Source organism: Streptomyces sp. NPDC088116 (genome assembly GCF_044741745.1).
Classification (GTDB): Bacteria; Actinomycetota; Actinomycetes; order Streptomycetales; family Streptomycetaceae; genus Streptomyces.
This window is the reverse complement of record NZ_JBIUTF010000005.1, coordinates 225,454-249,621: the sequence shown is the minus strand read 5'-3', so window position 1 is coordinate 249,621 and position 24,168 is coordinate 225,454. Positions and strand designations below refer to the sequence as shown.

Annotated in this window: 24 protein-coding genes; 9 read left to right on the top strand and 15 right to left on the bottom strand. The window is 68.9% G+C overall.

Going from position 1 to position 24,168, the window contains the following annotated elements:
- Window positions 1–84 precede the first annotated feature (84 nt).
- Window positions 85–501, bottom strand: coding sequence for a pyridoxamine 5'-phosphate oxidase family protein (locus ACIOJD_RS21655; protein ID WP_401916038.1), 417 nt, complete (start codon window positions 499–501; stop codon window positions 85–87).
- A 255-nt stretch (window positions 502–756) separates the two neighbouring features.
- On the bottom strand, window positions 757–1,416 hold the full coding sequence (locus ACIOJD_RS21650) for a response regulator (protein WP_401916036.1): 660 nt from the start codon (window positions 1,414–1,416) through the stop codon (window positions 757–759).
- Window positions 1,417–1,738: 322 nt separating this feature from the next.
- Between ACIOJD_RS21650 and pdhA the strand changes: the two genes are divergently transcribed.
- The 5 genes from pdhA to ACIOJD_RS21625 all read left to right on the top strand — a co-directional run bounded on the left by pdhA (window position 1,739) and on the right by ACIOJD_RS21625 (window position 7,516).
- Window positions 1,739–2,926, top strand: a complete 1,188-nt coding sequence (gene pdhA, locus ACIOJD_RS21645) for a pyruvate dehydrogenase (acetyl-transferring) E1 component subunit alpha (RefSeq protein ID WP_401916033.1) — start codon at window positions 1,739–1,741, stop codon at window positions 2,924–2,926.
- Between the two features lie 2 nt (window positions 2,927–2,928).
- Window positions 2,929–3,909, top strand: a complete 981-nt coding sequence (locus ACIOJD_RS21640; protein WP_401916032.1) for an alpha-ketoacid dehydrogenase subunit beta — start codon at window positions 2,929–2,931, stop codon at window positions 3,907–3,909.
- Between the two features lie 14 nt (window positions 3,910–3,923).
- Window positions 3,924–5,468, top strand: a complete 1,545-nt coding sequence (locus ACIOJD_RS21635) for a dihydrolipoamide acetyltransferase family protein (RefSeq protein ID WP_401916030.1) — start codon at window positions 3,924–3,926, stop codon at window positions 5,466–5,468.
- Window positions 5,469–5,592: 124 nt separating this feature from the next.
- Window positions 5,593–6,237 carry a hypothetical protein gene (locus tag ACIOJD_RS21630; RefSeq protein WP_401916028.1) on the top strand — a complete coding sequence of 215 codons (645 nt, stop codon included), beginning with the start codon at window positions 5,593–5,595 and terminating at the stop codon, window positions 6,235–6,237.
- A gap of 217 nt (window positions 6,238–6,454) precedes the next feature.
- Window positions 6,455–7,516, top strand: coding sequence for a methyltransferase domain-containing protein (locus tag ACIOJD_RS21625; RefSeq protein ID WP_401916026.1), 1,062 nt, complete (start codon window positions 6,455–6,457; stop codon window positions 7,514–7,516).
- A gap of 83 nt (window positions 7,517–7,599) precedes the next feature.
- Here the strand turns inward: ACIOJD_RS21625 and ACIOJD_RS21620 are convergent, their stop codons facing one another.
- Complete coding sequence (locus ACIOJD_RS21620) at window positions 7,600–8,337, bottom strand: SDR family oxidoreductase (protein ID WP_401916024.1); 738 nt, start codon at window positions 8,335–8,337, stop codon at window positions 7,600–7,602.
- 114 nt (window positions 8,338–8,451) lie between these two features.
- On the opposite strand from ACIOJD_RS21620, the gene ACIOJD_RS21615 reads away from it, so the two are divergent.
- On the top strand, window positions 8,452–9,042 hold the full coding sequence (locus ACIOJD_RS21615) for a TetR/AcrR family transcriptional regulator (RefSeq protein ID WP_401916021.1): 591 nt from the start codon (window positions 8,452–8,454) through the stop codon (window positions 9,040–9,042).
- Here the strand turns inward: ACIOJD_RS21615 and ACIOJD_RS21610 are convergent.
- Together ACIOJD_RS21610 and ACIOJD_RS21605 are read right to left on the bottom strand one after the other, a co-directional pair.
- Entirely contained in the window at window positions 9,002–9,316 is a 315-nt protein-coding gene (locus ACIOJD_RS21610) for a hypothetical protein (RefSeq protein ID WP_401916020.1), read from the bottom strand. The two genes, ACIOJD_RS21615 and ACIOJD_RS21610, sit on opposite strands and share 41 nt — an antisense overlap.
- A complete protein-coding gene (locus tag ACIOJD_RS21605) occupies window positions 9,313–9,792 on the bottom strand; it encodes an ATP-binding protein (RefSeq protein WP_401916018.1) in 480 nt (159 codons plus the stop codon). The genes ACIOJD_RS21610 and ACIOJD_RS21605 overlap by 4 nt, the downstream gene beginning before the upstream one ends.
- Window positions 9,793–10,079: 287 nt before the next feature.
- Here ACIOJD_RS21605 and ACIOJD_RS21600 point away from each other — a divergent pair, with 287 nt between their 5' ends.
- From ACIOJD_RS21600 to ACIOJD_RS21590, 3 genes are all read left to right on the top strand, one after another.
- Entirely contained in the window at window positions 10,080–10,949 is an 870-nt protein-coding gene (locus ACIOJD_RS21600) for a helix-turn-helix domain-containing protein (protein ID WP_401916015.1), read from the top strand.
- Between the two features lies 1 nt (window position 10,950).
- A complete protein-coding gene (locus tag ACIOJD_RS21595; RefSeq protein ID WP_401916013.1) occupies window positions 10,951–11,157 on the top strand; it encodes a DUF397 domain-containing protein in 207 nt (68 codons plus the stop codon).
- Window positions 11,158–11,296: 139 nt separating this feature from the next.
- Window positions 11,297–12,688, top strand: a complete 1,392-nt coding sequence (locus ACIOJD_RS21590) for a M64 family metallopeptidase (RefSeq protein ID WP_401916011.1) — start codon at window positions 11,297–11,299, stop codon at window positions 12,686–12,688.
- A 107-nt stretch (window positions 12,689–12,795) separates the two neighbouring features.
- Here ACIOJD_RS21590 and ACIOJD_RS21585 read toward each other — a convergent pair whose 3' ends face one another.
- The 10 genes from ACIOJD_RS21585 to ACIOJD_RS21540 all read right to left on the bottom strand — a co-directional run bounded on the left by ACIOJD_RS21585 (window position 12,796) and on the right by ACIOJD_RS21540 (window position 23,843).
- Entirely contained in the window at window positions 12,796–13,722 is a 927-nt protein-coding gene (locus ACIOJD_RS21585; protein WP_401917086.1) for a D-alanyl-D-alanine carboxypeptidase family protein, read from the bottom strand.
- A 271-nt stretch (window positions 13,723–13,993) separates the two neighbouring features.
- Window positions 13,994–14,905 carry a D-alanyl-D-alanine carboxypeptidase family protein gene (locus ACIOJD_RS21580; RefSeq protein ID WP_401916008.1) on the bottom strand — a complete coding sequence of 304 codons (912 nt, stop codon included), beginning with the start codon at window positions 14,903–14,905 and terminating at the stop codon, window positions 13,994–13,996.
- 372 nt (window positions 14,906–15,277) lie between these two features.
- Complete coding sequence (locus ACIOJD_RS21575; RefSeq protein ID WP_401916004.1) at window positions 15,278–16,147, bottom strand: LysR family transcriptional regulator; 870 nt, start codon at window positions 16,145–16,147, stop codon at window positions 15,278–15,280.
- A 421-nt stretch (window positions 16,148–16,568) separates the two neighbouring features.
- Window positions 16,569–16,943 (bottom strand): cupin domain-containing protein, encoded by a 375-nt coding sequence (locus tag ACIOJD_RS21570; protein WP_401916001.1) that lies wholly within the window; start codon window positions 16,941–16,943, stop codon window positions 16,569–16,571.
- Between the two features lie 131 nt (window positions 16,944–17,074).
- A complete protein-coding gene (locus ACIOJD_RS21565; protein WP_401915998.1) occupies window positions 17,075–18,535 on the bottom strand; it encodes an MFS transporter in 1,461 nt (486 codons plus the stop codon).
- A gap of 165 nt (window positions 18,536–18,700) precedes the next feature.
- Entirely contained in the window at window positions 18,701–19,102 is a 402-nt protein-coding gene (locus ACIOJD_RS21560) for a VOC family protein (RefSeq protein WP_401882075.1), read from the bottom strand.
- Window positions 19,103–19,146: 44 nt separating this feature from the next.
- Window positions 19,147–19,629, bottom strand: coding sequence for a cupin domain-containing protein (locus ACIOJD_RS21555; RefSeq protein ID WP_401915995.1), 483 nt, complete (start codon window positions 19,627–19,629; stop codon window positions 19,147–19,149).
- 40 nt (window positions 19,630–19,669) lie between these two features.
- The gene (locus ACIOJD_RS21550; RefSeq protein ID WP_401915992.1) at window positions 19,670–21,523 is read right to left on the bottom strand and encodes an FAD/NAD(P)-binding protein; all 1,854 of its coding nucleotides are present in this window, start codon (window positions 21,521–21,523) and stop codon (window positions 19,670–19,672) included.
- An 11-nt stretch (window positions 21,524–21,534) separates the two neighbouring features.
- Complete coding sequence (locus tag ACIOJD_RS21545; RefSeq protein ID WP_401915989.1) at window positions 21,535–22,485, bottom strand: N-acyl homoserine lactonase family protein; 951 nt, start codon at window positions 22,483–22,485, stop codon at window positions 21,535–21,537.
- 5 nt (window positions 22,486–22,490) lie between these two features.
- Window positions 22,491–23,843, bottom strand: coding sequence for a KamA family radical SAM protein (locus ACIOJD_RS21540; RefSeq protein ID WP_401915988.1), 1,353 nt, complete (start codon window positions 23,841–23,843; stop codon window positions 22,491–22,493).
- Between the last annotated feature and the right edge of the window lie 325 nt (window positions 23,844–24,168).

Below are 24,168 nucleotides of genomic sequence, written 5' to 3'. Positions count from 1 at the left end.
AGCGGCGAAGGCGGGTGCGGGGATTAAGGCAGTCGCGGCAGGCGCAGCGAATTCATATGAGCGCGGCACTTTTCAGATGTTAGATCACGCAACGTATTGACTCCGTCGCTCCCGGCAGTAGTCGAGCGTATGTACGGCGACGAACTGCGGCACAAGCCGCATATAGACCGGCTCGAACGGGTGTCCATCCACTTGGTAGGGCCCGGAACCGAACTGTTCGAGCTCCTCCGCCGTCGGTTCGACGAGTTCGGCGGTGCCGGTGAACTGCACCGACCACTGCTCGGCGTCCTCGCTGCCGTAGTTGTCCGCCCCGTACGCGACCACCCCGCCGCCGCACGCCCGGTGATAGCCGTGGCCCGCGTGCATGCGCAGCAGGACGGAGCCGTCGGTCACGACATGGCGTGCGGGCGCCACAAAGGGCATCGCGCGCATGCTCGTCGCCACCCGGCCGTACGGGACGCGGGAGAGCAGCTGTAGGGCGCGGAGGTCCTCGGTGAGCATGTGGTCAACTCTGCGTCGTCGGGCCGCGCGGCGACAGAGGAGGCGGCCCCGGAAGCCGAGGACGTTGGTCCCGATTAGGAAGGGGCCGGTCGCGGTACGAGGACGCGCGCCGCCCGCGGTACGAGGCCGCACGCCGGTCGCGGTAGGAGGACGCGCGCCGCCCGTCCGGGCCCGTAACCCCGGCCCCGTAAATCTCGGTCCCGTAAACCCCAGCCCGTCATCCCCGTCATCCCCGTCACTCCTGGCACCCCCGCCTCAGCGCTTCTCCGCCTGGAGCCGCGCCACGAACGCCGCCGCCTGCGAGCGCCGTTCCATCCCCAGCTTGGAGAGCAGGCTGGAGACATAGTTCTTGATCGTCTTCTCCGCGAGATGCAGCTGCTCGCCGATCGCGCGGTTGGTCATGCCCTCGCCGATCAGGTCCAGGATCCTGCGCTCCTGGTCGGTCAGGCCGGCCAACTTGTCGTCGACCTTGGGCTCGTTGCCGCTGCGCAGCCGTTCCAGCACCCGGGCCGTCGCCACCGGGTCGAGCAGCGACCGCCCCGCCGCCACATCCCGTACCGCCGTCAGCAGTTCATTGCCGCGGATCGCCTTGAGCACATATCCCGAGGCCCCGGCCATGATCGCGTCGAAGAGCGCCTCATCGTCGGCGAACGAGGTCAGCATCAGGCACTTGATGCTCTCGTCCCGCGAACGGACCTCCCGGCAGACCTCCACCCCGCTGCCGTCCGGCAGTCGTACGTCCAGCACCGCCACGTCGGGGCGCGTCGCCGGTATCCGGGCCATGGCGTCCGCGGCCGTCCCCGCCTCTCCGACGACGTCGATGTCGTCCTCGGAGGCGAGAAGTTCATGGACGCCCCGGCGGACGACTTCATGGTCATCAACCAGAAAAACACTGATTTTTCCATCTTCATACACAGAATTCAGTCTCACACACTCACCCCTTCCCTGCCGCAGATCAGCGGGATAACGTGCCGTTGTTCCGGCGGCCTGCAAGGCTGTGACCAGTGGTTGTTCCGGACTTTGCCGATTTACTTGGAAATCCAAGCAAAATGGCAGGTCAGAGGGGTTTCGCGGTAGTGCGGCCCACTGGGTAACGTGCCTGTGACAGGGCGCTCGCCGGGGCACCTGTCACGTCTGTCCCGACCGGGGCGCACACACCCCGTGCGCGCGGTCGATCCAGACGAGCCGACTGGTTCCCGGCGGATCCCGGGGGCCGGACAGACGGAGGAGCACGCACGTGACCGTGGAGAGCACCGCCGCTCGCAAACCGCGACGCAGCAGCGGTACCAAGCGCGCCAGCGCGAAGAAGACGCCGCAATCCAAGAGTTCCGAGCCTCAGCTCGTACAGCTGCTCAGCCCCGAGGGCGAGCGCGTCGAGCACCCTGACTACCAGATCGATCCGACGCCGGACGAGCTGCGCGGGCTGTACCGGGACATGGTCCTGACCCGCCGCTTCGACGGCGAGGCCACGGCGCTCCAGCGCCAGGGCGAGCTGGGTCTGTGGGCGTCGCTGCTGGGCCAGGAGGCCGCGCAGATCGGCTCGGGCCGCGCGCTGCACGACGACGACTACGTCTTCCCGACCTATCGCGAGCACGGCGTGGCCTGGTGCCGCGGGGTCGACCCGACCAACCTGCTGGGCATGTTCCGCGGGGTGAACAACGGCGGCTGGGACCCCAGCTCCAACAATTTCCACCTGTACACGATCGTCATCGGCTCGCAGACCCTGCACGCCACCGGCTACGCCATGGGCGTCGCCAAGGACGGCGCGGACACCGCCGTGATCGCGTACTTCGGGGACGGCGCCTCCAGCCAGGGCGATGTCGCCGAGTCCTTCACCTTCTCCGCCGTCTACAACGCGCCGGTGGTCTTCTTCTGCCAGAACAACCAGTGGGCGATCTCCGAGCCGACCGAGCGGCAGACCCGCGTGCCGCTCTACCAGCGCGCGCAGGGCTACGGCTTCCCGGGCGTCCGGGTCGACGGCAACGACGTACTCGCCTGTCTGGCCGTGACCCGCTCCGCGCTGGAGCGCGCGCGCCGGGGCGAAGGACCCATGCTGGTCGAGGCGTTCACGTACCGCATGGGCGCGCACACCACCTCCGACGACCCGACCAAGTACCGCGCGGACGAGGAGCGGGAGGCATGGGAGGCCAAGGACCCGATCCTGCGGCTGCGCCGCTACCTGGAGAAGCAGGGCCTGGCCGACGAGGCGTTCTTCACGGCGCTGGAGGAGGAGAGCGAGGCGCTGGGCAAGCGGGTACGCGAGACGGTACGGGCCATGCCCGACCCGGACCCACTGGCGATCTTCGACCATGTCTACGCGGACGGGAACGCGCTCGTCGACGAGGAGCGCGCCCAGTTCACCGCGTACCAGGCGTCGTTCGCGGACACGGATCCTGACAGCGGCTCCGCCGGGGAGGGCAAGTAGCCATGGCCGTAAAGAAATTCCCGCTCGCGAAGGCGATCAACGAGTCGCTCCGCAAGGCGCTGGAGACCGACCCCAAGGTCCTGGTCATGGGCGAGGACGTCGGAAAGCTCGGCGGCGTCTTCCGGGTCACCGACGGACTCCAGAAGGACTTCGGCGAGGGCCGGGTCATCGACACCCCGCTCGCCGAGTCGGGCATCATCGGCACGGCCATCGGTCTCGCGCTGCGCGGCTACCGTCCGGTGGCGGAGATCCAGTTCGACGGTTTCGTCTTCCCCGCGTACGACCAGATCGTCACGCAGCTCGCGAAGATGCACGCCCGCTCGCTGGGCAAGATCAAGCTGCCGGTCGTGATCCGTATTCCGTACGGCGGCGGCATCGGCGCGGTCGAGCACCACAGCGAGTCCCCCGAGGCGCTCTTCGCGCATGTGGCGGGCCTGAAGATCGTCTCGCCGTCCACGCCTTCGGACGCGTACTGGATGATGCAGCAGGCCATCCAGAGCGACGACCCGGTGATCTTCTTCGAGCCCAAGCGGCGCTACTGGGACAAGGGCGAGGTCAACACCGAGGCCATCCCGGGACCGCTGCACGCGGCGCGGGTCGTCCGGGAGGGCTCGGACCTCACGCTCGCCGCGTACGGCCCGATGGTGAAGGTCTGCCTGGAGGCGGCCTCGGCGGCGGCCGAGGAGGGCAAGTCGCTGGAGGTCGTCGATCTCCGGTCGATGTCCCCGATCGACTTCGACACGATCCAGTCGTCCGTGGAGAAGACGCGCCGGCTGGTGGTGGTGCACGAGGCACCGGTCTACTTCGGCTCGGGCGCGGAGATCGCCGCCCGCGTCACGGAACGGTCCTTCTACCACCTGGAGGCCCCGGTACTGCGGGTCGGCGGCTACCACTCGCCCTATCCGCCGGCCCGGCTGGAGGACGAGTATCTCCCCGGCCTGGACCGGGTGCTCGACGCCGTCGACCGCTCGCTCGCGTACTGAGGAGTGCCGTGACCATGACTGCTGAGATTTCAGCCGACACCTCACCCGACATCTCCGCCCGCTACCGCGAGTTCAGGATGCCCGACGTGGGCGAGGGACTCACCGAGGCGGAGATCCTCAAGTGGTACGTACAGCCCGGCGATTCCGTCGAGGACGGCCAGGTGGTGTGCGAGGTCGAGACCGCGAAGGCGGCTGTCGAACTGCCCATTCCCTACGACGGCGTGGTGCACGACCTGCGCTTCGAGGAGGGGACGACGGTCGATGTCGGCGCGACCATCATCACGGTGGACGTGGCGCCGGGAAGCGGCGAGCCGGCTCCGGCCCAGGCTTCCGCTTCGGCCCAGGCCCTTGAACCCGCCGAGCCGGTCGGCGAGAAGGCCGAAGACGAGAAGGCCGAAGACGAGAAGGCCGAACCGGCGGGCCGTACGCCGGTCCTCGTCGGGTACGGGGTGGCCGAGGCGTCCACGAAGCGCCGTGCGCGCAGGGGCACTTCGGTGCCGGGACAGGTGACGGGGGCATCGGCGCCTTCGGACACTTCGGACGGTTCGGGCGCTTCGGCTGCTTCGGCGGCGATCCAGTCCGAGATGAACGGGCACGCGGCTCCCGCCCCGTCCCCGTCCGCCCGTCCGCTGGCCAAGCCTCCCGTGCGCAAGCTCGCCAAGGACCTCGGGGTGGACCTGGCGACGATCACGCCGACCGGCCCGGACGGGATCATCACACGCGAGGACGTCCACGCGGCGACGGCCCCGGCAACGGGCCTCCAGGCCCCCGAGCCGGGCCTCCAGGCCCCCGCACCGGTGACCGCTACGGCCGCCGCCACCGCCCCGGAGCCGACGACCGTGGTGACGGACACCGGCGGCCGGGAGACCCGTATCCCCGTCAAGGGGGTACGGAAGGCCACGGCGGCCGCCATGGTCGGCAGCGCCTTCACCGCGCCGCACGTCACGGAGTTCGTCACCGTGGACGTGACGCGCACGATGAAGCTGGTCGAGGAGCTCAAGTCCGACAAGGACATGGCGGGCCTGCGGGTCAACCCGCTGCTCCTCGTCGCCAAGGCGCTGCTGGTGGCCATCAAGCGCCACCCCGAGATCAACGCCACCTGGGACGAGGCCGCCCAGGAGATCGTGGTCAAGCACTACGTCCACCTGGGCATCGCGGCCGCGACCCCGCGCGGCCTGATCGTCCCGAACATCAAGGATGCCCACGACAAGACCCTGCCCCAACTGGCCGAAGCGCTGGGGGAGCTGGTGTCCACGGCCCGCGAGGGCAGGACGACCCCGGCGGCCATGCAGTCCGGCACGGTGACCATCACCAACGTCGGCGTCTTCGGCGTCGACACCGGTACGCCGATCCTCAACCCGGGCGAGTCCGCGATCCTGGCGGTCGGCGCGATCAAGCTCCAGCCCTGGGTCCACAAGGGCAAGGTCAAGCCCCGCCAGGTCACCACGCTCGCGCTCTCCTTCGACCACCGCCTGGTGGACGGCGAGTTGGGCTCGAAGGTCCTGGCGGACGTGGCCGCGGTCCTGGAACAGCCGAAGCGCCTGATCACCTGGGCGTGACGACCTGGTCCCGACCATCTGAGTCTGACTCGGATGGGCTGACGGGACCGCGTGACCGGGGGATCACCTGGCCCGACCACCTGGGCGAGGTGACCTCCCGGTCGGAGGAGCAATGAGTGACGTGGTGAGTGAAGACGAGCACGAGACCGAAGACCTTCAGGTGGAAGTGGCCGGCCTCCTGTTGGACCACGTCCACGCGCCGCTCCTGGAAGACCAGCACGTACGGGGAGTCCTGCCCGCACCGTCGGAGGCCCCGGCTGTCCGGGTCGCCCTCGGTGACAGGGGCGAGTGCGCGCCGTCCCGGCTGACGGCGTACGAGATTCCCCTGGGCGCGGGCGAGGAACTGCGTACCTCGCACGACGTCGTCGCCCTGCTTCGCGCGGTGCACACCGGGACACACATCTACCTGTCGAGCCGGGTCACTTCCGTCATGGGGATGGACCTGTATCTGGTCGATCCGGCGCACGTGAAAGAGGCCCCGTTCACCACGGACGACTGGGCGTCCACTCTCCTGCGGTGCCTGGCCCATCCGTCCGAGGAACGGCCCGGGGCGCGTCTGCGCGGGTTCCTGTTCAGGGAAGGGGGCCTGTTGCGCCTGTACATGGACAGCGACGAGGTCCCCGGCGTGATCGCCGCCGACGTACGACCGGGCGGTGCGCTGACCGCCCTCCTGGCAGCGCTGCCCTCACTGCTGGGCGAGGAGTGGCGGACCTCGGACGCGGTGGACGACCCGCACTGCCGGTCTCTGGTGGACCTCACCGACTGGTGACCAGGCAGGCGGATGTGCCTTTGATTGCAGAGCGGAGCCATTAACGTTCGTTCCGTAGTCGAACGGTCATGGTTCGGAGAGAGGGCTGGGTTGGACGCGTACGCGCGGCTGCTGGCCGACCTGACGGAGGCCGGCGCGCTGGACCAAGCGTGGCGTGGCGCGTTCGAGCGGGCCCGGCGGTCCGCGTTCGTCCCGGAGACCGTCTGGGCTGCGGACGGTGCCTCCCCCACCGGCTACCGCCCGGCTCACCCGGGCCGACGACCCCGCCGGCTGGTGGGAGTTGGTGAACGCGGACGACGTGGTGGTGACACAACTGGACGACGGCGTCGGCGAAGACGCTGACGATGCTGACGGTGGGCGCGGCGGGGGCGGGGCGGACGTCCCGGTCGCGACTTCCTCGGCGTCCATGCCCTCGCTGGTCGCCACCATGCTCCGGCATCTCGACGTGACCGACGGCCACACCGTGCTCGACATCGGCACCGGCACGGGATGGACAAGTGCCCTTCTCTCGGCCCGGGTCGGCGACGAGAACGTCACCACCGTGGAGGTCGATCCCCGGATCGCCTCCGGGGCGGCGAAACGGTTGGCGGCGGCCGGGTTCACCCCGAGGTGCGTGGTCGGGGACGGTCTCGCCGGATGGCCGTCCAAGGCGCCGTACGACCGTATCCACTCAACTGCGGCCGTACGGAGCGTGCCCCGGGCCTGGATCGAGCAGACCCGGCCGGGCGGAGTCGTCGTGACCCCGTGGGGCACGCCCTACGCCAACGCGGGACTGCTGCGGCTGGTGACCGGCGAGCGGGGCGGTGAGTCGTACGGCCGTTTCGTGGCCGACGTCAGCTTCATGTGGATGCGCTCCGAGCGGCCCCCGCCGGTGACCGGAGCGGTCGAGCGCGGGTCGGTCATGGCTCCTGAGCCCGGGGGTCGCTCGGAAATCGACCCCGACCTCGCGCTGGAGAACGTGCACGCCGCTTTCGCCATCGGGCTGCGCGTCCCCGGCGTGCGGTACGCCCACACCTGGGGCGACGCCGACCCGCAGGGCACCTTCCGGATGCGGCTCACGGACGGCGCGGGATCCTGGGCCTCGGTGAGGTACGAGGGGTGGGAGTCCGAATCCGCCGTGCGCCAGGCCGGTCCCCGAAGGCTCTGGGACGAGATCACCGCCGCCCGGCTCTGGTGGGAGGGTGCGGGGCGACCGGACCTGACACGGTTCGGCGTGACCGTCGGGGCCGACGGCGAACAGGCCATCTGGCTGGACGACCCTGGCAACGCGGTGAGTTGAGAGCTGTTCGCGCTGCGCCGGTCATGCCTCCGGCCCTCGTATCGGCGCGACCATCCGAGGCCGTCGGGTGCGAGGGCTGAATTTCAGGCCTGGGCCGTCGGGCGGACGACGATGTCGTTCACGTCGACATCGGCCGGCTGTTCGATCGCGAACGCGATGGCGCGTGCGATGGCATCCGGCGCGATGGCGATTTCCTCCCGGCGTGCGAGGAGTTGGGCCCTCAGTTCGGGGTCCGTCGCCGCTTCGGCGAAGTCCGTCGAGATGAAGCCCGGCGAGACGGTCGTCACGCGCACACTGTCGCCGGCCTCTTGGCGCAGGCCCTCGGAGATGGCCCGTACGGCGTTTTTCGTCCCGGCGTAGACCGCCAGGCTGGGCGTGATGCTCAGGCCCGCGACGGAGAGGGTGTGCACGAACTGCCCCGCCCCCTGCTCGCGGAAGACCGGCAGCGCGGCGGCGATGCCGTACAGAACGCCCTTGATGTTGACGTCGATCATGGTGTCCCAGTCCTCGACGCGCAGGTCGTCGAACCGGGAGACGAGCCCGACACCGGCGTTGCCGACGAGCACGTCGAGCCTCCCGTAACGCTCACGCGCCAGCGCCACCAGGCTGGACAGGTCCTCGTGCCGCCGTACGTCCGTGCGGATGCAACTCGCCTCGCCGCCCGCCTCGTTGATACGGGACGCCAGCGCGTCGAGGCGGTCCGACCGGCGCGCGGCGAGGACGAGCTTGGCCCCGCCCTCGGCGAGCCGAAGCGCGGTGGCCTCCCCGATTCCGCTGCTCGCGCCCGTGATCGCGATGACTTTTCCCTTGATCCCTGACATGGCTTCCTCTCGGCCTCTCCGGTACAAAGTCCTAAACGGACACGTGTCCGTCTCGCTTTCGACAGTACCGGACATATGTCCGCTTAGCCACTCGGCGGGGGTAGGATGGCCCTCATGATCGAAAGGGAGCGGGCGACCGAGAAGCCAGGAGCGACCAAGCGTTCCGACGCCGAGCAGAATCGCGCCCGGATCCTGGAGATCGCGCGCACCGCCCTGACCGCGTCGAGCGACGCGACCATGAACTCGATCGCCAAGCGCGCCGGTGTCGGCCAAGGCACCATGTACCGGCACTTCCCGAACCGCGAAGCACTCCTGCTCGCGGTCTACCGCCACGACGTCCAGGCGCTGATCGACGCGGCCCCAGAACTCCTCGCGCAGGAAACGCCGTTCGAGGCGCTGCGCCTCTGGTTCGACCGCCTCGCCTCCTATGCGCGCATCAAGCACGGCGTCGCGGCGGCGGTGGAGGCCGCCACCCGCGCCGATCTGTCCAACGAGTACTACGCCCCGGTGATCGCCGCGATCACGCTGCTGCTGGACGCGTGCAAGGCGGCCGGTACGGTGCGACCGGACGTCGACGCGGACGAGGTGCTGCTGCTCGTGAGCTTCCTGTGGCGTATGGAGAACCCCGACTGGGAAGCGCGCTCACGGCACCTGCTCACTCTCGTCATGGACGGCCTGCGCGAGCGCCCGGACCGCGAGCGGTGAACGCGCTCCGTGCCGCCGGGCGCGCGTGACGCATGGCGAGCCGCCCGTACGCGTGCCTGCGGGGCAGTTCGGACGCCCGGAGGCGGACGTTGATGGGCTCGCGGTAGCAGTAACAGGTGTACGTGTACGCCTCCTCCGCGTCGAACGGCACCAGCGGCACGTCAACCTCGGGGCGCCACGTCACCGCGTACAGCACGCCGAGGACGAGCACGACAAAGCTGACGGCGAGCACCACGACGCCCCACAGGGCTTGATCGTTCGCGGGATCGGTCACGGTGCGATGTCCGTACGTGCGTCGTGCGCGCCGGGCTCGTCGTGCTTGTCGGTGATGTCGAGCTCGGCGTAGACGGTCTTGCCGGTGGGGCAGGGCGCGGTGCCCCACCGGTCGGCGATCTGCGCGACGATCAACAGGCCCCGCCCGAAGCACTCCTCGTCCTCGGCCAGGCGCGGGCTGGGCAGCCGTTCCCCGCGTGGATCGCTCACCTCGATACGGAGGGCGTCGGCGCGGAGGCTGGTCCGTACTTTGAAGGGGCGGTTGCCCAGGCAGCCGTGCAGCAGGGCGTTGCCGGCGAGTTCGCTGACCAACAAGGCCGTCGACCAGGCGAGTTCGGGATGCCCCCACTCGGTGACGAGCCGCGCCGCCCGCCGCCGGGCGAGAGTGACGCTCCCGGCGACGGGGGTGTAGTCGAGCTGGTCTTCCTGGATGACGGGCTGGGGTTGGGGCTGGGGCGTCTCTTGGGCTGAGGCCATGGACGCGGCACCTCCGTATGAGGGTGGGGGTTGCCCGTACGGGGTGCGCGTGGTGGTGGCGATGTCGCGGCCGACGCCTGCGGTGGTGCTGACGGCAGGGCAGGGCGATGCACTTCCACCAGGTGGCGCCGCTGTGCGAGCGGTTGCGCACTGAACGTAGCGGCAGGAATGGGCTCCGGACAATATCGTCAAGAAAATTATCCCCGCTAGGGTGATTGTGCCTAGCGAGGCGACGGTTGCAGACTGTGCCTGAAATCAGGAGGTGACGTGGAGTGACACAGCGGCGCGTGAGCACGGCAAACCGTGTAACGACAGTCCTGGCACGTCAGTTGGGCGGTCAGTTGCTGGCCTTCAGAGAGGCCGTCGGCCTCAATCAGTCACGTGCGGCTGAGGTTCTCAGCGCGCAGACGGCCAAGGTCGCCAAGATGGAGCGGGGCTGGGTGCCGTTCCGCGATCCCGACATCATCGCGCTGTGCAAGCTGTACGGGGTCGATGACGACGAGGTCGTGGAGAGCCTGCTTCGGCTGGCCAAGCTGGACCGTGAGCGTCGTAAGGCGAAGGGCTGGTGGAACGCCCTCGACCAGGGGAACTTGCGTGAGTACATCGCGATGGAAGACGTGGCGCTGAAGGTGCGCTTGTGGCAGCTTTCGCTCATCCCGGGGCTGTTTCAGACGCCCGACTACATTCGCGCCATGATGGTCTCCGCGATCTCGCCGGACGAAATCGATCGCATCGAGCAGCTTGTCGATGTCCGGCGGAGGCGGCAGGCTCGTTTGTGTGGTGACCACCCGCTCCAGGTACATGCAGTGATCTGGGAAGCGGCACTCCGTCAACTCATCGGCGGTCCACAAGTGATGGGGCGGCAGCTTGCTCACCTACGTGAGCTGACCGAACTGCCCAACGTCCATATTCAGGTGCTGCCGTTTCGAACGGGTGGCTACCCTGGCATCGGCGGTCCCTTCAACATTCTCTCGTTTGTCGAAGAGGGCGCAGTGGACGTGGTGCACATGGACGGTCTTGGGTCTACGGACTGGGTCGAAGGAGCGGAAGAGAGCGCGGTCTATGCCGATCTCTTCGGACGCCTGTGCTCCGTCAGCCTCTCGCCTTACGACTCTGTACAGCTCATCGAGAGTGTCGGGAAAGAAATGAGTGCGTGACATGTTCCGCTTCAGGAAGTCCAGTTACAGCAACCAGACCGGCGAGTGCGTCGAAGTCGCCCGCAACATACCCGGCACCGTCGCCGTACGGGACTCCAAGGCCCCCGCCGGCCCGGTGCTGCTCCTCGCTCCCGCCGCCTGGTCCGACTTCCAGGCGGGCATCGCGCGCGACCCGCAGACGGCTTCCTCCGCCAACCAGCCTCTCTGAGCCGCCGGTTGGCGCGGTCGGTCGCCTCCCCGGCCATTGTTGGCCAACTCATTGCCGAACGTCACAGCGGCCTCTACAGTCACAGCCCGTCGCATTGGCCTGGGCCAATGCACGTCGGCTGCGTACAGGAGGACTTGGCGTGCGAATACGAAGAGCCCGCGCAGCGGGTGCCGCGCTGGTGGCGATGGTGGCTGTGGGGGCGGCGTTCGCGGCGCCGGGCAGTGCGGGGGCCGCTCCCGGCGCCGGTGATGCGGGGCAGGGGGACGGCCGTACGGTACGGGTGGAGGTCCCCGGGCCCGAGCCCGCCGCGTCGGCCGATGGGCGGAAGCACAAGGACTCACCGGCCGGCTCCGGATACGTACGCGTCCCCGCGAGCGGCGGAACCGGCGCGACCGACACGGCGGCGCCGAGCGGCTCCGCCGCCGCTGCGGACGGCACCGTCACCAAGGTCATCGACAACGGCGCCACCGCCGACAAGCTGGACGTGGTCTTCGTCGGTGACGGTTACCGGGAGGGCGAACTCGCCCAGTTCCAGACCGATGTGAAGACCAAGTGGAACGACGTCCTGGGCGTCGAGCCGTACACCACGTATCAGAAGCTCTTCAACGTCTGGGCGGTCGACGCGGTCTCCGTCGACTCCGGGGTATCCGGTGACCCGGCGAAGGGCACCGTCAAGAACACCGCCCTCGGCTCGAACTTCTGGTGCGGGGACATCGAGCGGCTGCTCTGTGTCGACACGAACAGGCTGGACCGCTACGTGGCGAAGGCTCCGGAAGCCGATCTGGTGATCGTCCTCGCGAACAGCACCAAGTACGGCGGCGCGGGCTACACCGGCGGCAACGCGCAGCTGGGCTACGAGGGAATCGCCACGGCCTCCGCCGGTAACAGCGATTCGGGCCAGATCGCGATCCACGAGACCGGGCACTCGCTCGGCAAGCTCGACGACGAGTACACGTATGCGGAGTACGGCCGGTACACCGGCGCCGAGCTGGGTTCCCTCAACTCCTCGATCTACACCGCCGATCAGCTGGCCGCCCGGCAGACCAAGTGGTACCGGTGGCTCGGCCAGCAGTCGCCGGACGGCGGCACGGTCGGGGCGTACGAGGGATCGAGTTACTACCCGCAGGGCATCTACCGGCCGACCGAGAACTCGATCATGCGGACGCTGGGCCGGAAGTTCAATCTGCCGGGGGCCGAGGCGATGGTCAACGGTTTCCACCGGCACGCCAAGACGGTCACTGCGGGCGCGGGCTTCGACACCAAGTCCGAGCTCCGGCCCGGGGCGCGGGCCTCGGTCGAGGTGGCCACGCCGGTCGGTGACCGGGGGACGGACCTCCGCTGGTACCTGGACGGCGAGGAGGTAGCGGGTCTGCGCGGGAAGACCGACGTACGGATCACCGAGGGGCTCGTGCCGGACGACGGCGCCGAGCACACGCTGACGGCGCGCGCGGTGGACCGTACGGACGCGGTACGCGACCCCGCCGTACGCAAGGCCCTGACGGATTCCGTCGAGTGGCGGGTGCACGGCTGAGTACGGGCGGCACGCACGCCCGGCACGCGCGCGCGGAGGGCGCGGTCACCGCTGTGACCGCGCCCTCCGGCACGTCTGCCTCGTCTGCTTCGTATGAACCCGGCGGATCAGTCCTGCTGCGCGCCCGCCGGGAGCTTGCGCAGCTTCATGTTCTCGGCCGCGTCCGTCCCGAAGCCGTAGTCGAGCAGCTTCGCCGCGTCGCCGTACCGGTCGGTGCTGTTCAGGACCGTACCGACGAGGGTCTTGCCGTCACGGGTGGCCGCGAACACCAGGCAGTCGCCCGCCGGGGTGGTCGTACCGGTCTTGATGCCGATGACGCCGTCGTACGAGCCGAGCAGCTGGTTCGTGTTGTGCCACGTGTACGTGCGGATACGGCCGTTGGCGGCCGGGGCGTCGCCCTTGTACTGCGTGGACTTGACGACCGTACGGAACGTGTCGTTCTGCATGGCGTGCTGGGCCAGCCTGGCCAGCTCCATCGGGGTGCTGCGGTCCGCCTTCACTCCGTCGAAGCTCTCGAACTCCGTCTTGTCGAGCTGGAGTTCGTCGGCCTTGGCGTTCATCTTCTGGATGAACGAGGCGGTCCGCGCGGTGCTGTCGGCGCCGGTGCCGAACGTGTCGGCGAGAGCGTAGGCCGCGTCGGCGCCGGAGGGGAGCAGCGACGCGTAGAGCAGTTGGCGGACGGTGAGCTTGTCGCCGGTCTGGAGGTCCGCCGTGCTGGCGCTGTGCGCGGTGACGTAGTCGCGGTACTTCTGCTCGACGACCACTTGCTGGTCGAGGTTCACGCCTTTGGTGTCGAGCACCACGGCGGCGGTCATGATCTTCGCCGTGCTCGCCATGGGACGGACGGTGTCGGCGTCCTTGCCGAAGAGCGTCTCGCCGCTCGTGCCGTCCACCAGGGTGGCGCCCTTGGCGGCGGCGGCCGGGGCCGCGGGCCCGGCGGCGGCCTGGGCGGTCAGGGGGGTGAGGGCGAGCAGCGCGCCGGCCGCGACGGTGGCGACGGCGGCCTTGCGCGGGGTCAGAACTCTGGAGATCACTCTGGAGGTCAAGGAGATTGCTCCGCATCTGCGTTGCTTGTTCCGGCACCGTGGAACCGCGGATTCGTGGAACGGTGATCCGTGGTTCGGGTGGGGGCACTGTGGGGAAAGGTGCCCCACGCATCAACGTCATGAGATGCGGGACGGGTTGCACGGAGGCGCGCCTTGATTTCCCGCCGCCTCGACCTGCGCCTCGACCTGCGCCTCGCCCCGCGACCCCGATCCGGCTCAGCCACCTGAGCCGGATCGGGCGCGCCGACCGGCGCTTGGATCAGTCGCGCTGTGCGTTCGTCGGGAGCGTACGCAGCTTCATCGTCTTCGCGGTGCTCGAACCGAAGCCGTAGTCGAGGATCTTCGCGGCGTCGTTGTAACGGTCGGAACCGTTCAGGATGACGCCGACAACGGTCTTGCTGCCACGCGTGGCGGCGAAGATCAGACAGGGGCCCGCGGCCGTGCCGGTACCGGTCTTGATGCCGATGGCGCCCTTGTAGGAGCCGAGCAGCTTATTGGTGTTGTACCAGGTGTACGTGCGCGTGCCGCCATTGCTCGCCGGCGCCGAGGCCTTGTACGAGGTGGCCTTGACGACCGTACGGAAATTCGTGTTCTTCATGGCGTACTGGGCGATCTTCGCCAGGTCGCGCGGGGTGGAGTAGTTGTTGCCGCCACCGGATATGCCGTCGAAGGAGTCGAACTTGGTGTTCTTGAGCTTGAGTTCGGTGGCCTTCGCGTTCATCTTCGAGACGAACGACTTGGTGCGCGCGGCGGTGGTGGAGCCGGTGCCGAAGGTGTCGGCGAGGGCGTACGCCGCGTCACAGCCCGAGGGCAGCAGTGTCGCGTACAGCAGCTGGCGCACGGTCATCTTGTCGCCGGTACGCAGATCGGCGGTGCTGGCGCCCTCTTTGGTGACGTAGTCGCGATAGGCCTGCTTGACGGTGACCTTGCGGTTCAGGTCGACGCCCTTGGTGCTGAGGACCACGGCGGCCGTCATGACCTTCGTCGTGCTGGCCATCTGGCGGCGGGTGTCGGCGGCCTTGCTGTACACCGTGGCACTGGACGCGTTGTTCAGCAGGAAGGCGCCCTTGGCGCTGACGGTCGGGGCCGTGGCCGCCTGGGCCGGTGCGGCCAGGGCGGAGACGCTCAGCAGCGCGCCGGTGACGAGGGTGACTGCGGCGGCTCTCCGCATGGTGGGGAGGGTGCGTGTCAAGGAAACTCTCCGAGTTCGCGAATGCTTGGAAAATGCACCGGAAGGGACCCGGCGGAAAGAGGGTCCCAGGGTGAGACACGCAAACGTACCGAAAGGATGTAGGCAGGCCGGAGTTCGGGGCTGAATCTCTCGGCGTGGGGGTGTGCGGGGGCACGGGTGTGCGGGGTGCGCCGGCGTACAGGTGTACGGGTGTGCGGGTGCACGGGTGCATGCCGCGGAGGGGGACGGGGGTGGGGAATGGGCGGTGGGGAGTGGGCGGTGGTCCGCTGGTCGCCCCGGGGCGGGGCGGGCTTCGGAGCCGGGAAGGGGTTCGGAGCAGGGAAGGGGTTCGGGAGGGGCGTGAGGGAGGGGTTAACGCGGGCCCGTACCCGGTGGTGTGGCCGCGGCTGCCTGTGCCAAGGCGACGAAGCGCGGTATCAGTGGGTGTCCGCCGTGCCGGGGGTAGACGAGATTGAGGGGAATGAGTGGCGCGTCCGGAATGGTGAGGAACGATACGAACGAATGGATGTGCTGCCGTCCTACGAACTCCGGGACCACGCCCATTCCTTTGTTGGCGGCGACGGCTTCCAGCCATTCGTCGAAATTACGGCATACGACGGAGACGCCGGGGCGATGGTCGCGCGGCCAGTCGGCCAAGTCCGTCGTCCCGCTCACCTCGTCGATGACGAGGTTCTGATCGGCGATTTCCTGCCAGCGGATCTCCTCTCGCCGGGCGAGTTCGGACCGTATGGAGACCGCCGCGATCGCCCGCTCGTACAGCAGGGTGACGACCTCCGTTCGAGGGGCGGTTATTCGGCCCCTCAGGATCGCCAGGTCGGCGTCCCCACGATCCACCCCCGCGAGGGAGGAGTTGTGCCGGTGCGCGCTCACCGACAGGCCGGTCTCCTCCTCGAAGCGGGCGATGGCCTCCTGCGGCCACCCCGTGGGAAAACCCCAGGTGAAGCCGATGCGGAACGGTTCGTCGTGGAGTTCGAGACGTAAGGCGGACTCCAGCTTGGGTAAGAGAAGGCTGAGTTGGTCGTAGAGGCCCTCGCCCGCGGATGTGAGGGCGACTTGACGTGTCGTGCGCTCCAGCAGACGCCGGCCGAGCAGTTCTTCCAGGCGCCGGATGTTGCGGCTGAGTGTCGGCTGGGACACGTTCATGCGCTTCGCCGCTCGCGTGAAGTGTCTCTCGTCCGCCAAGGCGAGGAACCCGCGCAGGTGATGTAGCTCAATACTCATGGACAGCAGCATAAGTAGTGGCTCAAGAGCGCCTTGGATACTTCCGGACGATCAATTTTCCTGTGCTGTCCAATGTTTCGGGGCGTCTCTCCCATGGGACCTGTGGGAATGCATCCCGTGGGCCTTGTATTCCTATGCCGCCAGGATTCGTGACCACGCCGAATAATCGACGAAGCTCACGCAGACTTATTCAGGACATCCGGATTAAAACCTCGGCTCCGCCGGTGTACCCGTAAGGGGCATCCGCGGGGCGCGAGGGGCCCTCGCGGGTGTACCCGTACGGGCAACCCGCGAGGTTGAGAGGCAGTCGCGGATGTCCCGTACGGGCATCCGGCGAGGTCGAGGGGCACTCGCCCCGGATCCGGCCCTGGGGGGAAGCTCGGTTCCCGGCCGGACGGACCGCCTTCTCGTATACGGAAGGTCAGTTCCGGTACTCCTCGTCGGTGACGCGTTCCTTCCATTCGGTGGGGCCATCCGTGACCGCGATGTGCGTCATGAACGTGCCCGGCCCCGCGCCGTGCCAGTGCTCTTCGCCGGGGTGGCAGACCACCGTGTCGCCCGCCCTGACCTCCTGCCGCTCGCCGCCGCGGGACTGGACGACTCCCACACCTTCGGTGATGTGCAGGACCTGGCCCGCGGGATGCCGGTGCCAGGCGCTGCGCGCGCCGGGCGTGAAGAGCACGTTGCGCACTTCGGCGTTGGCGGTGGCGCCGATGCGCGGCCACAGCCATACGTCGCCGGAGAACCGGTCCTCAGGGCCCTTGACCGAGTCTCCGGGGTGACGGTTGACGTCCATGAAGCGAACTCCTTCTTCGGGGGTGCTGACGTAAGAGGTGAGAGGGCGGCGGTGTCGGGGGTGGTGCCGGAGGCACCGGAGAGGGCGGCGGTGTCAGGACCGGTCCGCGGTGGTGTCGGGAGGCGGTGGTGTCAGGACCGGCCCGCCGCGGTGTCGGAACCGGCCCTCCCGGCCAGCAGGACCAGCACGGAGGCGGCGACCGACACGACGGCCAGTACGGCGCTGGTCGTGCTGAACGCGTCCTGCGGGTCTCCGCTCCGGGCGGCGAGGTCCAGGTACACGGTGCCGAAGACGGCCACGCCCAGGGTTCCGCCGACCTGGAGCGTCGTGTTGAACAGGCCGCTCACGTCGGGCGCGTAGCGGGACTCGACGGACTCGGTCAGGTGGGCCAGGGTCCCGCTGAAGGCCGCGCCGTAGCCGATGCCACCGATGCCGAGGAGGACGATCAGCCAGCCGGTGCTCTGCGCGCCGGCGGCAACCGCGGCGAAGGAGACCGCCATCAGCAGGCCCCCCACCGGGGCCGCGAGCTTCCTGACGCGCCCGCCGACCCGCCCGAGGACCGGACCGACCAGCGCGAACGTCGCCACCCACGCGATGGGGACGAGCCCCGAGTAGACCGCGCTCCTGCCGAGCCCTTGCTGGAGGTACAGCGCGAGGACGAACAGCAGCGCGAAGTAGCCCGCCCGGGTGGCTGCTTGGGAGACGAGGGCGAGGGATATCTCCTTCCGGGCGAGCAGCGCGACGTTCATCAGCGGATCGCCCCCGCGCCCCGCGATGCGCCGCTCGGTCCGGAAGAACAGGGCGAACACCGGCAGGGAGGCCGCGAGGCACAGCCATGTCCACGGGGCCCACCCCGCGTCCCGGCCGAGGACCAGCGGGGTCACCAGCAGGAACAGCCCGAGCGACAGCAGGCCGACGCCGCGCATGTCGAGGGTCTTCTCCCGCGAGGTCTCGTCGTCGGGGAGGAAGACGAACGAGGTGATCAGCAGGACGACGCCGATCGGCACGTTGATGAGGAAGATGGGCCGCCATCCCGCCCCGAGGATGTCGGCCGCCACCAGGACGCCGCCCAGCGCCTGGCCGATGACGGAGCTGACACCGAGTACGCCGGTGTACGCGCCGAGGGCCCGGCGGCGCGCGGCGCCCTCGAAGTGCACCTGGATGCCCGTCAGGACCTGAGAGACCATCAGGGCCGCGCCGACTCCCTGCACGACGCGGGCGCCGACCAGGACGGGGGCGTTGGGCGCGAGGCCGCAGGCGAGCGAGGACAGCGTGAAGACGGTGAGCCCGAGCAGGTACATCAACCGCCGGCCGTGGATCTCGCCCAGCCGGGCGCCGGTGATCAGCAGCATCGCGTACGCGAGCGTGTAGCCCGAGACGATGAGTTCCAGTTCGCCGGCGGACGCGTGCAGATGATCGCGGATCGACGGGATCGCGACGTTGACCACCGCGATGTCGACGTTTCCGAGGAACATCCCGCCGAGCAAGGAGGCCAGCAGCCAGCCCGGCCGTCTCCCGCGCTGTCCCGAAAGGACCTGCCGGGTCCCGGTCCGCGCCGGCTCTCTTGCGACAGACGTCTTCAAGGAATCCACATCCCGGAATGTAACTACTAGTATGTACGGTTCGCAATACGCCTTGAAATATGAGCGGCCCGCAAGGCCCCCATGGCGGTTGGGGTGCGGACAGCAGGTCCGCGCGGGGCGTTCGGCGCGGACCGGCTGTCCCCAGTGACCCGGGAAACAGGACCTGAGCGAGTTTCAGACGGCGTCCCGCTGGACCAGTTGGAACTGGATCCCGTCGGATGTCTCCGGCCGCGTCCAGGCGTTGAGGTTCGGCCCGACCGGAACGGGCTCGCTCGTGGTCAGCTCGACCCCCAGCCCCTGGACCGCCCGCATGATCCGCGGTACGTCGTCGACCTCGACGCCGATGTGCTCGATACGGGCCTGGTTCCCCTCGCCGAGCCGGCGCCCCCGGGCCTCCTCGGTCGTGGGCTCGATCAGCTCGATCCGGCCGTCTCCGCAGTGGTAGAACGCGATCTTCACGTTCCGCTCGGGCACCTCCTGGGCCCGTTCCAGCCGCATCCCCAGGCTTTCCAGGAACGCCCTCGCCTCGGCGAGGTCGTCGACCACCACACCGATGTGGTCAATCCGCTTGAACATGTGCGCCTCCGGCTCGTGTCGGTCGATCACTCGTGCTCTTCTGTTCACTCGTGGTCTTCTGTTCGCTCGTGCTCTTTGGAGAACTTGTTGTCCAGGAGCGCCAGTTGGGGCAGGTTGGACATGTTGAGGAGAAGCAGGTCGTCGGCCGTTCCGCCGTTCTTGAACGCACCGTTCTCGAACGCACCGTTCTTGAACGCACCGTTCTGGGACCCGTCGTTCCCGACCCCGCCGTTCTCGAAGTGGTGCACGGACCAGGCCGGGATGAGCAGGATGTCGCCCTCGCTCAACGCGGCCGTGTCCCCGGTCTCGTCGAAGACGACGGCGCCGGATCCGGACCGGACGAAATACAGGTGCCACCAGGAGTGCGAGTGCGGGGTGGTGCGGTCGCCGGGCCGGACGGCCTGAAAGGTCATCGACGTGCCCGGGACGATCTCGTGGCCTCCGTCGGGCGCGGCCAGGGTGAGCGTTCCGTACTCCGTGTGCTCGGCGGCCTGGAGTTCCCCGGCGAGGTTCTCCCACTGCCACACGACGGGTGACGGACTCCGCCGCACGTGGCGCGCGCGGAACTCAGGGTACGGAAACTGACTTCCGGACTGCACCGGCATGCTCTTCCTCCCGGGTGGTGTCGTCTCGCCGGCGGATGTGGTCGACCATGTCCCGTACGGCGGTGTCGGCATCGAGGGTGAACTGCGAGGCCAGTCCCTGCCGGGGCAGCGCGTGGGTGTAGAACCGCGGCCCCTCGACCGGGCAGCCGACCGCCCAGACGGCGTCGAGCGGCTCACCGGACGCCGTGACCGGCCGTCCCCGCTCGTCGATGTCGAGGCCGCCCGGCTCGAACGAGCCGTTCGCGAAGGGGCGGACCAGACCGCGCTCCAGCAGGTTCCCGATCAGCGGCGACCTGTCGTGCCCGGGGACGAACGCGTCGAGGCGGGCGATGACCAGGGCGTCCGCGTGACGGACCTCCGGGCCGTCCGGGTAGTCCGTGCCGATCGCGAACCGTGCCGCGTCCGGGTCGGCGCTCACCCGGCAGCCCGGTCCGCCGGCCAGGTCCACGATCCCCGCCCGCAGCAGCGCGAGGAGCTGGTGGTTGCGGTGCCGGGGCGGGCCGAACGCGATCCGGTTCATGACCGCGACGTACGTCCCGTTGAACGTACGGTGCGACGCGGGGGTGAGCCCGCCGAACTCGACGGCCTCCCGCAGCGCCGCCCGGGTGTCCCGGACGACATCGGTGGCGGCCTTCAGCGGACTTGTCCTGTTGCCGAGTTCCGCGTGCTCCAGGTCGCCGACCAGGTAGTCGACGAAGAAGTCCGTGAACGCTCGCTGGTTCGCGAATCGTCTGCCACGCAACGGGTCGATGACGGCCTCGACCGCTTGCCGTTCGGCCGTCGTGAGGTGGTAGTCCTCGGGCGCGACGGGGCGTTGTTCCCGCGCCGTGCGGTACGCGTATCCCATTTCCCGCAGCAGGAGCGGAAGGACCTCGCTCTCGAAATCGAGCCGGGGATCGCCCCTGCGCTCCCGCGCCTCCTCCTGGAGCCGGTGGACGGCCTCCTTGGTGAAGAACCGGGGCCGGTGCTGTCCGGTGACGCCCTTCTGGTTCACCCCCCGCGCGCTGAACGGCAGGCATTGGCGGGAGAAGAGCCGGATGCCGGGCTCGCGTCCGGAGGGCCGGTACTCCATGTCCGGTTCCGTCCCGTGGAACTGTCCGCCGCGGCCGACGGTCAGTTCGGATATCACGTCGTGCGCGGTCAGCCCGAATCCCTGCACGGCGACGGTCGAGCCCGGGGCGATCTCCTGGAGCACCTCGACCGGATAGGGAGTGGGGCAGTACAGGAGCCGGGGGTTGCGGCTGCCGTACTCCCGGGCGAACGCCTCGTGCGCGCGGTCCTCCTCGGTGGGGATGCGCCGGCCGTGTCCGGTGGTGAGGAACACGTAGTCGCCGACGAGGACGAATCCCTTCTCCAGGCGGACGTCGAAGCGTCCGTCGTCCCGTACCCCGATGTCCACGGCCCGGTCGCGGTGGTGCACGACGCCGACCCGGGGCGGCAGGCCGCGCACCGTGTGGTCGAAGACCCAGCTGAGATAGGCACCGAGCATCTGCCGTGGCAGATAGGCGTGTTCCCCGACCGCGTCGCCCGCGTCGCCGCCCGTCGGATAGAACGCGGCGCCGAATTCCCGGTAGCCGCTGCCCGCCGCCCACTCGGTGAACGAGGGGCCCCGCCCGTCGGCGAACATCGTCACCTGGCTGGCAACGGTGTTGGTCAGCAGATGGGCGGGCTGGCGCCCGGAGTGCGAGCCCTGGCCGCCGTCGCCCGGGTCGATGAGGTGCACCTCCAGGGCGTACCCCTCCGGCAGCCGGTCGGCGAGGTCGGAGATCCGTTGCAGGACGCTCAGGCCGCGTGGCCCCACTCCTACGACGGACACCCGCAGGGCCCTCACCGCAGGGCCCCGTTCGCCACCGTGCCGGTCGGCGTGCCGGTCTGCGTACGGGGCGGCGTGCCGGTCGGCGTACGGGTCGGCGTTCCCGTTTGCGTGCCGGTTCGTGTGCCGTCGAGAACAGGCTCTACGGGAACGGGCTCGGCGAGGGGCTCTTCGTGGAGGCGGACCCAGTCCGGCGCCCCCGGCAGCCGGGGGAACCGCTCGGCCACCCGCGGATCGTGCCCGGGAATGATGTGGTCGTCGCTGTCCGCCAGGGCCTCGATCGTGGCGTAGCCCTCCATCATCGGCGTGAGCTGGTCGACGATGGGGAACGGGCTGCGCAGCCGGATGTTGTCCCACAGGTGGGTGGCGTCGCTCGCCAGCACGACCCAGCCGCGCGCGGTGGGCACCCGGACCACCTGGGTGCCCGGGGTGTGGCCCGGTACCCGGTGCACCGTCACCCCGGGGAGGATCTCGGCCTCCCCCCGGTGCAGCACCAGCCGTTCCTCGAACAGCCCTTGCACGGCCGTGTGGACGTTGACCGGCTCGAAGGGTCTGCGTACGGCGTGGTGGCGCATCGACGGCCCGGTGCAGAAGCGCAGTTCCTCCTCTTGCAGATGGACGCGGGCCGCCGGGAAGCGGTCGAGGTTCCCGGCGTGGTCGTAGTGCATGTGGGTGATCACGACGTCCGGTACGTCATCGGCCGTGACATCGATGTCGGCCAGGGCGTCGACGGGGCAGCGGAACAGGGTCCGTCCGCGGCGCAGCGCCATCTCCTCGGAGAAGCCGGTGTCCACCAGCAGGAGATGCCGGTCGTCGCGGATCACCCAGAGGTAGAAGTCCATCGGCATCGGGCCCGGCGTGAACTGCCCTTCGTCGAAAAGGAAGTTGTCCCGCGCCGGCCGGTCGGCGTGCGTGCCGAAACGGAGTGCCAGGACTTCATAGGTCGGATGCGTTTCCTCGGTCATGTGCCTCACGCCCCCACGAGGTCGAGCGGCCGGCCGAGCACGGAAGGGCCGTCCGCGACCGGTTCCTCTTCGAAGAAGAATGTGGGCTCGCCGAAGGCCGGGACGAGCTGGTCGAACCAGGTCGCGGCGGGATCGAATTTCGCGTAGAAGGGACGGCGTACGACATCTCCCCGGCGTGCCTGGAGGAATTGCAGGGCGAATACCTTCTCGCCGCGGATCGTCGGGACTCCGTCGATGAGTACCTTTCCGGGAAAGGCGCTCATCGACGGCCCGCGCACGGTACGGGAAAGGCCGGAGACCGATTCGTAGGCGGTACGGAAGATGTCGTACGCCTCTGCCAGCGGCAGCTCGAAATAGGACCGCGCGCCGGTGTCCCGCTCGACGAACATGTAGTACGGGACGGCGCCCAGTCGCACGCCCCGGGTCCAGAGTTCGTTCCAGGCCGCCGGGTCGTCGTTGATGTGCCGCAGTACGGGCGACTGCATACGGACGACGGCGCCGGTCGCGAGGACGCGGCGCAGGGCGTTCTGCGCGATCTCGGGCCGCAGTTCGGCCGGGTGGTTGTAGTGGCCCATCAGCGCGAGGTGCTTTCCGGCGGCCACCAGGCGCTCGAACAGACGCAGGAGCCCGTCGGCGTCCACGTCGCTGACGAAGCGCTGCGGCCAGTACCCGAGGGCCTTCGTGCCGATCCTGATGTTCTGGATGTGCGCCAGCTCCGGCGACAGGAGCGGTTCGAGGTAGCGCTCCAGCGTGGCCGTCCGCATGATCATCGGGTCGCCGCCGGTGATCAGCACGTCCGTGACCTCGGGGTGCCGCTTGAGATAGGCCGCCAGGCCCGCGGCGTCCCGGGCCGCGAAGTGCAGGTCGTCCTCCCCGACGAACTGCGGCCACCGGAAGCAGAACGTGCAGTACGCGTGGCACGTCTGGCCGGCGCTCGGGAAGAAGAGGACGGTCTGCGCGTACTTGTGCTGGATCCCCGGGACGACCTCGCCGTCCAACCGCGGCACGTTGTGCGTCAACTGGCCGGCCGGATGCGGATTCATGCGCGAGCGGACCTGGTGGATCTCCTTGGCCAGCAGCTTCTTGTCGCCCGAGCGCATCAGGTCCCGGAGCGTCGTGTAGTCGTCCGGATCCAGCATCGTCCGGTGCGGAAAGTTCAGCCGGAAGATCGGATCGTCCGGTATGCGGTCCCAGTCGATGAGCTGTTCCAGCACGTACTGGTTGGTTCTGAACGGCAGTACGTGGGTGACCACGTCGACCGCTTCGCGGAGTTCCTCAGGAATGCGTTCCCACTGGGGTGCCCGCTTGATCGACGAACGATTGTAGGGCTTGTACTTGACGGCATTTTCGTTACCCATGCGGATTCTCCGTCCGGATGGCAGAAGGTGAACATCGGTGAGCGCGTGATACTGCGGAGGGATACGGTGATCCGGTCGCGTCCGGGTGGAGCCCGACCCTGCAAGGTATTACCGCTTGCACTTCAGAAAGTTAGACGAGGGACCGGGCGGAGGGGAAATAGCCGCGGCCGCCCATCCATTCGCCTCGTACATGAATTGGTTTCATGAGTCTTCTGAATGAATGGTCTGCGGGCGGCATCAATTGCGTCGTGCCGACTTGGCGTCCGCGTCGTGGAGACGGTACGAGCGGCGGCAGGCCCCAATGGCCTTGCCAGGAAAGGGACAT

Excerpts from the sequence above, each read along its gene's own strand:
- ACIOJD_RS21655 (WP_401916038.1), bottom strand. The coding sequence starts at position 501 with ATGCTCACCGAGGACCTCCGCGCCCTACAGCTGCTCTCCCGCGTCCCG.
- ACIOJD_RS21640 (WP_401916032.1), top strand. The coding sequence starts at position 2,929 with ATGGCCGTAAAGAAATTCCCGCTCGCGAAGGCGATCAACGAGTCGCTC.
- ACIOJD_RS21635 (WP_401916030.1), top strand. The coding sequence starts at position 3,924 with ATGACTGCTGAGATTTCAGCCGACACCTCACCCGACATCTCCGCCCGC.
- ACIOJD_RS21620 (WP_401916024.1), bottom strand. The coding sequence starts at position 8,337 with ATGTCAGGGATCAAGGGAAAAGTCATCGCGATCACGGGCGCGAGCAGC.
- ACIOJD_RS21615 (WP_401916021.1), top strand. The coding sequence starts at position 8,452 with ATGATCGAAAGGGAGCGGGCGACCGAGAAGCCAGGAGCGACCAAGCGT.
- ACIOJD_RS21605 (WP_401916018.1), bottom strand. The coding sequence starts at position 9,792 with ATGGCCTCAGCCCAAGAGACGCCCCAGCCCCAACCCCAGCCCGTCATC.
- ACIOJD_RS21595 (WP_401916013.1), top strand. The coding sequence starts at position 10,951 with ATGTTCCGCTTCAGGAAGTCCAGTTACAGCAACCAGACCGGCGAGTGC.
- ACIOJD_RS21580 (WP_401916008.1), bottom strand. The coding sequence starts at position 14,905 with ATGCGGAGAGCCGCCGCAGTCACCCTCGTCACCGGCGCGCTGCTGAGC.
- ACIOJD_RS21575 (WP_401916004.1), bottom strand. The coding sequence starts at position 16,147 with ATGAGTATTGAGCTACATCACCTGCGCGGGTTCCTCGCCTTGGCGGAC.
- ACIOJD_RS21570 (WP_401916001.1), bottom strand. The coding sequence starts at position 16,943 with ATGGACGTCAACCGTCACCCCGGAGACTCGGTCAAGGGCCCTGAGGAC.
- ACIOJD_RS21560 (WP_401882075.1), bottom strand. The coding sequence starts at position 19,102 with ATGTTCAAGCGGATTGACCACATCGGTGTGGTGGTCGACGACCTCGCC.
- ACIOJD_RS21545 (WP_401915989.1), bottom strand. The coding sequence starts at position 22,485 with ATGACCGAGGAAACGCATCCGACCTATGAAGTCCTGGCACTCCGTTTC.
- ACIOJD_RS21540 (WP_401915988.1), bottom strand. The coding sequence starts at position 23,843 with ATGGGTAACGAAAATGCCGTCAAGTACAAGCCCTACAATCGTTCGTCG.